The organism is Frankia sp. R43, from assembly GCF_001306465.1.
GTDB lineage: Bacteria > Actinomycetota > Actinomycetes > Frankiales > Frankiaceae > Parafrankia > Parafrankia irregularis.
The window spans coordinates 1-8,925 of record NZ_LFCW01000024.1; the positions used below are offsets into that span (position 1 = coordinate 1).

The following is an 8,925-nucleotide window of genomic DNA, read 5'->3' on the forward strand; positions in this document are numbered from 1 at the left end:
CCACCCCCGACGGCGCCGTCAACCCATTCGAACCACCATCCGAATTCACCGCAGAACCACCCACCACCGCCAACACCCGATGACCCCGCTCCCGCGCCACCGACAACCGCTCCACCACCACAACCCCCACCCCCTCACCCCACCCCGTCCCATCCGCACCCTCACCAAACGCCTTCACCCGACCATCCACCGCCAACCCACCCTGCCGAGAGAACTCGACGAACGTCGTCGGGCTGGCCATCACGGCGACGCCCCCGGCCAGCGCGAGGGTGCACTCGCCGGCGCGCAGCGCCCGCACCGCCAGGTGCAGCGCCACCAGCGACGACGAACACGCCGTGTCCACCGTCAACGCCGGCCCCTCCAACCCCAGGGTGTAGGCGACCCGGCCGGAGGCCACACTGCCGGCGTTACCCGTGAGCAGGTATCCCTCCGCGTCGTGGCCGGCGCGCAGACCGGCGACATAGTCGTGATAACTCAGCCCGGTGAAGACACCGGTCGCACTGCCACGCAGCGATGTCGGGTCGATCCCCGCATGCTCCAACGCCTCCCACGACACCTCCAACAACAGACGCTGCTGCGGATCCATCGCCAACGCCTCACGCGGAGAGATCCCGAAGAAATCCGCGTCGAAATCACCGGCGTCATACAGGAATCCACCCGCACGCACATACGAGCGTCCCGGCCGGCCCGGCACCGGGTCGAAGAGAGCCGCCACATCCCATCCCCGGTCGGCAGGAAATTCGGAGACCGCGTCCACGCCTTCCGCCGCCACCCGCCACAGATCCGCCGGCGAGGAAACCCCGCCGGGAAAACGACAGCCCATGCCCACGATGACGACCGGGTCGTCATCGGCACCCGCCCGTGCGACACCCGGGCGGGTCACCACGGCCAGGCCGCGAGAGGCATCTCCGGCTGGGGCGGTGGAGCCCTGGGTCTCCTCCACCAGCCGTGCGTACAGGAGCTCGGCGACGGCCCGCGGACTCGGATGGTCGAACACCAGCGTGACGGGCAGGCGCAGACCGGTCAGCTCCGCCAGCCGATTGCGCAGTTCCACCGAGGTGAGGGAGTCGAAGCCGATCTCCCTGAACGCCCGGGTGGGCTCGACGGCCTGCGGCGAGCGGTGTCCGAGCACGGCGGCGGACTGTGCCCGGACGAGGTCGACGAGGACGTCGCGCCGCTCGGTCCTGGTCAGCCCGGCGAGGGTGCGGACCAGCCCGGACCTCGCGTCCGTGCCGCCGGGCGTGCCGGCCGTGCCGCCGACCGGGACGCCGTGCGGGTCGGCGGCCGCGGCGCCCGCGCGACCGGTCCCGCTGGTGAACGGATGTGCGGCGATCGGGACGAGGCCGCGCGTCATCACCGCGGGCGTGCCCGCCTGTGCCTGGGCGGTCAGGACGTCCTCCGAAAGACCGATCGGCACCAGTGCCGCGTCCGCGGTACCGGCCACCGCACGGTCGAACAGATCCAGCGCCTCGGAGGTGGTCAGAGCACGCATGCCCGCCCGGGCCATCCGTCGCAGGTCCGCATCGCCGAGTCCGGCGGTCAGGCCGCTGCGCTGCTCCCACAGGCCCCACGCCAGCGAGACACCCCGCTGGCCGCGCGCCGCACGCCACTGCGCGAACGCGTCCAGGAACGCGTTCGCCGCGGCGTAACCGCTCTGGCCGGGGCCACCGAACACGCCGGCCGCCGAGGAGAAGAGCACGAAACCCGCGAGGTCGTGGTTCGCGGTCAGCTCGTGCAGGTGCAGCGCGGCGTCGATCTTGGGCCGCAGCACGACATCGACCCGCTCGCCGGTCTGTGAGACGACGGCGCCGTCGTCGAGGATGCCGGCGGCGTGCACGACCGCGGTCAGCGGACGGTCCGCGGGGACGTCCGCGAGTACAGCGGCCAGTGCCTGGCGGTCGGTCACGTCGCAGGCCGCGACGGTGACGTGCGCGCCGAGCCCGGTGAGATCCGCCACCCATTCGGGGACGGCGCCGCGCCGCCCGGTCAGCAGCAGGTTCCGCATCCCGTGCCGGGTGACGAGGTGCCTGGCAACGAGACCACCGAGAGTTCCGGTTCCGCCGGTGACGAGAACCGTGCCCGCCGGGTCCCACGGCAGGGTGCGCTCTGTGGTCCCAGCTTCTGCGGCCGCGGCCACGGCCACGGCCGCGACGGCTTCGGCCGGTCCGGGAGCCGGGGCCGGAACTGGGGCCGGGGCCGGCGGAACCGGCGTCAGCCGCGGGACGAACGCACGTCCGTCGCGCAGGGCGATCTGGTTCTCGTCCAGTGCCCCGGCGGCGGCCAGGGCGGCAGGCACCATGTCCGCGGAGCTGTCGGCATCGTCGAGGTCGAGCAGGACGAACCGGCCGGGATGCTCGGACTGCGCCGATCGGAGGAGCCCCCACACCGCGGCGCCGGCCAGATCCGTGACCTGCCCGGCCACGGGCTCACCGGTCACCGCGCCCCGGGTCGCCAGGACCAGCCGGGACCCGGCGAGGCGCTCGTCCGCCAACCAGGCCTGGACCAGCGACAGCGCCCACCGGACCGCCCCCCGGACGGAGGCGGCGTCACCCGTCGTGGGTGGCAGGCGGACGACGGTCCAGTCCGGCGGCGGCTCGCCTGCGGCGAGGGCCGTGGCCGGGGCATCGACGCCGGCCGGCACGGTCACGAGACGGGCCCTGGCGGCCTCCGCCGCGCCGGCCGGAACCGCCAACGGCGTCCACGCGACCTGGAACAGTGACTGCCGGGTCGCACCGGCCACGTCCGTGGTAAAGGCCGTGGCGGCTCCCGGCCGGGCACCGTCGTGCAGCCAGTAGCGTTGGCGCTGGAACGCGTACGTGGGCAGGTCGACGCGCCGCCCGCCGGCCACCAGCGGTGCCCAGTCCACGGGCACCCCGTGTACCCACAGCTGCGCCGCGCTCGCCACCAGCTGCCGCAGACCGCCCTCCCCGCGGCGCAGCGAGCCGACGGCGAGCGTGCCGTCAGCCCCGGCGGCCTCGGCCGTCTGCGCCACCGCGGGTGTCAGGACCGGATGCGCACCGATCTCCACGAACACCCGGTACCCCTCGTCGAGGAGCCCGCGGACGGCCGCGGCGAACCGCACCGGCGAGCGCAGGTTCTGGAACCAGTAGTCGGCGTCCAGCCGCGACGGCCCGGTGTCGGGACCGCCCTCGGCCACGGCGAGGTAGCCCTCGACCGTGGAGTGGAAGGCGATCCGGGGCTGCGCCGGACGGATGCCGGCGAGGTCACGCAGCAGGTCCGCCCGCAGCGCCTCGACCGCCGCCGTGTGCGACGCGTAGTCCACCGGGAGCCGCCGGACCCGGACGTCCTGCTCCGACCAGCGGGCCAGCAGCCCGTCCAGGGCCGCCTGCTCGCCTGCGACCACGGTCGCGGACGGCCCGTTCACCGCCGCGACGGCCACCCGGCCGGCCCACTGTTCCAGCTCGGCGGCGACCGCGGCGGCCGGCAGCGCGACCGAGGCCATGGCGCCATGGCCGGCCAACCGCGCCGCGATGGCCCGCCCGCGGACCGCCACCACCCGCGCCGCGTCGTCCAGGGACAACGCCCCCGCCACGCAGGCCGCCGCGATCTCCCCCTGCGAATGCCCGACCACCGCGTCCGGTCGCACGCCCCACGACTCCCACACCGCCGCGAGACCCACCATCACCGCCCACGACACCGGCTGCACCACGTCCACCCGCTCCAGCGGCGGCGCATCCGGGGCGCCGCGCAGGACGTCGAGCACCGACCAGTCCACATACGGCGCCAGCGCCCCGGCGCATTCGGCGACCCGCCGGGCGAACACCGCCGACGTCTCCAGCAGCTCCGCGCCCATCCCGGCCCACTGAGCGCCCTGCCCGGGGAACACCCACACCACCCGGCCGTCACCGCCGCCCTCGGCGTCGGCCCGGCCCCGCACCACGTCGGGTCCCGGCTCGCCGCCGGCCAGCGCACGCAACGCCGCCACGCGGTCGTCGCCCAGCAGCACCGCCCGGTGTTCCAGCGCTGCCCGCCCACGCAGCAGGGACCATCCGACGTCGGCGGGTTCGGCCGTGGTCACGCCACCGGCCAGGTGCTCGGCCAGCCGGGCCGCCTGCCCGCGCAGCCCGGCCGCCGACCGCGCGGACAGCAGCCACGGCACGGCCTGGGCGTCCACGGACACCGGCCCCTCCGGACCCGCCGCCATCTCGACACCGTGCACCGTCTCGACACCGTGCACCGACCTGGAGCCGGTTTCCCCCTCGGATCCGGTCTCCGCCTCGGACCCGGCATCGGCGGCGGGATCGGGACCGACCGCCGGAGCCTCCTCGAGGATCACATGCGCGTTGGTGCCTGAGACACCGAAGGATGACACGCCCGCCCGGCGCGGCCGATCGGCCCGAGGCCACGCGACCTGCTCCGTAAGCAGCCGGATGTCACCGCTGTCCCAGTCGACCGCCGCCGTCGGCTCGCCCACGTGCAGGGTCCGCGGCAGGGTCTCCTGCCGCAGCGCGAGCACCATCTTGATGACGCCACCGACGCCCGCGGCCGACTGCGCGTGCCCGATGTTCGACTTCAGCGACCCCAGCCACAGCGGCGTGCCGGGCTGCCGCCCCTGCCCGTAGGTCGCGAGCAGCGCGTCGGCCTCGATCGGGTCGCCGAGGGGGGTTCCGGTGCCGTGGGCCTCCACCGCGTCGATGCTTTCCGGTGCCACCTGCGCGTCGGCCAGCGCCCGGCGGATCACCCGTTCCTGGGAGGGGCCGTTCGGGGCGGTCAGGCCGTTGGACGCACCGTCGGAGTTCACCGCGCTGCCGCGCACCACCGCGAGCACCGGATGCCCCAGCCGGCGCGCGTCGGTGAGCCGTTCGAGCAGCAGGACGCCGGTGCCTTCGGAGAGGCCGAACCCGTCGCCGTCCGCGGCGAAGGCCCGGCAGCGCCCGTCCGCGGACAGCGCGCGCTGCCGGCTGTACTCGCTGAACACCAACGGGCTGGACATCACCGCCACACCCGCGGCCAGGGCGAGTCCGCACTCCCCGCCGCGCAGCGCACGCACCGCCAGGTGCAGCGCGACCAGCGATGACGAGCAGGCGGTGTCGACGGTGACCGCCGGCCCCTCCAGCCCGAGGACGTAGGCGAGGCGGCCGGACAGCACGCTGCTGGCGGCGCCGGTGCTCAGATGGCCCTCGACCTCCGCGGGCACCTCGCGCAGCCGGGATACATAGTCCTGGTAGATGCTGCCGACGAAGACCCCGGTCCCGCTGCCCCGCAGCGTGGACGGGTCGATCCCGGCCCGCTCGACCGCCTCCCAGGCGACCTCCAGCAGCAGCCGCTGCTGCGGGTCCATCGCCAGCGCCTCGCGCGGCGAGATCCCGAAGAAGTCCGCGTCGAAGTCGGCGGCGTCATGCAGGAAGCCCCCGTGGCGGGCGTAGGTCGTGCCAGGACGCACCCCGTCGGGGTCGTAGAGGCCGGCGAGATCCCAGCCCCGGTCGGCCGGCAGCCCACTGATCCCGTCGCGCCCGGCGGCGACGAGATCCCACAGCTGTTCCGGTGAGCGCACCCCGCCCGGGAACCGGCAGCTCATGCCCACGATCGCGATCGGCTCGTGCGCGGCGGCCTCAAGCTCACCCAGCCGCCGCCGGGCCCGCCGAAGATCCGTCATGATCTTCTTGACGTAGTCACGGAGCCGGTCTTCGTTGGCGCTGGACATCGGTCGCACTCCCACTGTCAGGCAGATCGCGGCATCAGGCCGATCACGGCGGACGGATCAGAACGCGCCGAGCTCCCGGTCGATCGCCTCCAACATCTCGTCGTCGCTCATCGCGTCGAAGTCGTCGCCGGCCGCGGCAGGATGGCCACCACCGCCCATCCCGCCCGTTCCGGCCGTCGCGGCGCTCGCCGCCGCCGTGCCGGGACGGGTGTCGTTCCATCGCCACAGCAACGTCTGCAGACGCTGGGCGATGACCTGGCCGTCGACCTCCGGGCCGGCGGCGGCCAGCGCGACCTCGAGCCGTTCCAGTTCGGCCAGGGCGTCGTGTTCGCCGTGGCGGCCGGGGTCCAGCTCGCCGCGCAGATACCGGGCAAGCGCGCGTGGCGTCGGCTGGTTGAACACGAGTGCCGCCGGCAGCCGCAGACCCGTGATGGCGGTCAGCCGGTTGCGGAACTCCACGCCGCTGAGCGAGTCGAAACCGAGGTCCCGGAACGAGCGGTCGCCCGACACCACACCGTTCTCGCCGTGGCCGAGCACCGCGCCTGCCTGGGCACGGACCAGGTCGAGCAGCACCCGATCCTGCTCCGGCCCGGGCAGGCCGGCCAGCCGTTGGGCGAACGACGACACGTCCGGGTGGCCCGCGCCCGGTTGGATGTCCACTGCGGTGTGCTGGCCCGGTGCGCCCTGGACCGGCACCTCCCTGGCCGGGTCGACCGCCGCCACCACCGGCGGGGCGGGCTCCACGGCGGGCTCCACGGCCGTCGGTGCGGGCGCCGGGCGCAAGGTCAGCAGGGCGTCGGCCACCGGCTGTCCGGTGGCGTCCGCGACCTCGACGGCGACCTCGTCGGAGCCGGCCGGGGAGAGCCGCACGCGCAACGCCGGGACACCGGTCGCGTGCACTCCGACGTTGCTCCAGGAGAAGGGACGCAGCCGGCGCGGCCCCAGCTCCGGATCGAGGACCAGCGGATGCAGGGCGGCGTCGAGCAGTACCGGGTGCAGCCCGAACCGGCGTGCCTGCGCACCGAGCTGCTCGGGCAGCGCCACCTCGGCGAACAGCTCCGCGCCGCGACGCCACACCGCTCGCACCGCGCGGAACGCCGGCCCGTAGTCCACGCCGGAGGCTGCCAGCCGCGGGTAGAGATCGTCGGTCGCGACTGGCTGCGTGCCGGTAGGCGGCCATACAGCGAGATCGAACGACGGGCGCGCCGTAGCACCATGCCCGCCGCCGGCCAGGAGCGTGCCCGTCGCGTGCCGGGTCCACCGGTCGCCCGGATCCGCCGCCCGCCGCGGGTCGTCGCCCGTTTCGTCCGGCCCGCCGGGACGGGAGTACACGGCGAACGCACGCTCACCCGCCGGGCCGGGTGGACCGACCGAGATCTGCAGATCGGCACCACCACGGTCGGGAACGACCAGCGGCGTCTGGAGAGTCAGCTCCGCGACCTGGTCGCAGCCCGCCTCCGCTCCGGCGCGCACGGCCATCTCCAGGAAGGCGGTCGCCGGCAGCAGCGCGGCGCCGGCCACCGTGTGCTCCGCGAGCCAGGGCGTGACGTCGCGCGACAACGTCACGCCGAACAGCAGCCCACCGGTGTCGGCGAGCGGGATCGCGGCCCCCAGCAGGGGATGGCCGGTGCCGGGCGTCTCGGGCGCCTCCGTGCCGGCACCGCCGCCGCTGCCGGCGGTCGTGGGCGGATCGGGCCAGTAACGCCGGTGCTCGAACGGGTAGGTGGGCAGGTCGACCAGGCGCCCCCCGGTCACCAACGGCCCCCAGTCCACCGGCGTACCGTGTGCCCACAGCTGCGCGGCGCCGGTCAGGAGCCTCGCCAGCCCACCCTCACCGCGCCGCAGCGACCCGACGACGAGCGCGTCATCGACCCCGGCCGCCTCGGCCGTCTCCGCCACCGCCGCGGTGAGCACCGGATGCGCACCGACCTCCAGGAACGTTCGGCACCCGTCCGCCACCAACGCCTCGACGACCGCCCCGAAACGCACCGTCGACCGCAGGTTCCGGTACCAGTACCCGCCGTCCAGCGGCACCGCCGGGTCCACCGGCCGCGCGGTGACCGTCGACCACATGGCCACGGACGCCGGCCGGGCGACCACGGCGGCGAGCTCCTCGGCGAGCCGCTCACGGACGTGCTCCACCTGGGCCGTGTGGGAGGCGTAGTCCACCGGCAGCCGCCGGACCCGCACCCCCTCGCGTTCCCAGCCGGCGAGCACCGCGCCCAACGCACCGGGCTCGCCGGCGACGGTGGTCGCCGACGGACCGTTGACCGCCGCCACCTCGACGAGCCCGTCCTGACCGTCCTGCCCGGCCCCGGCCAGCCGGGCCGCCACCTCCGCCGCGGGCAGCGCCACCGACGCCATGCCGCCGGCGCCTGCCAGCACCTGCGCGATCGCCTGCGACCGGACCGCCACCACCCGCGCCGCGTCGTCCAGGGACAACGCCCCCGCCACACACGCCGCCGCGATCTCCCCCTGCGAATGCCCGACGACCACGTCCGGGAGCACCCCCCACGACTCCCAGAGCGCCGCCAGCCCCACCATGACCGCCCACGAGGTGCACTGCACGACGTCCACCCGTTCCAGCGGCGGCGCGCCCGCGGCGCCCCGCAGCACCTCCACCACCGACCAGTCCAGGAACGGCCGCAACGCCCGATCGCACTGTGCCACCCGCCCCGCGAAGACCGGCGACGACTCCAGCAGGTCGGCGCCCATCCCCGCCCACTGCGCCCCCTGCCCCGGGAACACCCACACCACCCGGTCGTCACCAGCGGTGGACCGCCCGGGCACGACGTCCTGGTCGAACTGGCCCTGCGCCAGCGCACGCAGCCCGCGGCGACGGTCCCCGCCGACGACGACCGCACGGTGCTCCAACGCCGCCCGCCCATGTACCAGGGACCAGCCCACGTCGCGGACCGACGGTGGATCGGCGGTCTCGCCCAGCTGGGACAGCAGGCGCCGGGCCTGCGCACGCAACGCGGTCTCCGACCGGGCCGAAAGCACCCATGGCACCGTGACGTCCTCGGCATCGGGGTCCACGGCGCCCGCGGCCACGGCGTCGGCGTCGGCGTCGGACGAGACCGCGTTCGGAGCCGCGGAACCCACCTGCGTCTGCACCCGCGAGCCCGGCGCCTCTTCGAGGATGACGTGCGCGTTCGTCCCCGACATCCCAAACGACGACACCCCCGCCCGCCGCACCCGACCCCCCACCTCAGGCCACCCCACCGACTCCCGCACCACCTCCACACCCCCCACCGACC

At 75.0% G+C, this 8,925-nt stretch carries 2 protein-coding genes; both read right to left on the reverse strand.

Translation table 11 applies throughout. The features are described 5' to 3' along the window. The coding region (locus ACG83_RS41365) for a type I polyketide synthase (RefSeq protein WP_152991678.1) at window positions 1-5,665 on the reverse strand (5,665 nt) is incomplete at its 3' end. 57 nt (window positions 5,666-5,722) lie between these two features. Next, on the reverse strand, window positions 5,723-8,925 hold a 3,203-nt coding region (locus tag ACG83_RS41370; protein WP_152991679.1), incomplete at its 5' end, for an acyltransferase domain-containing protein.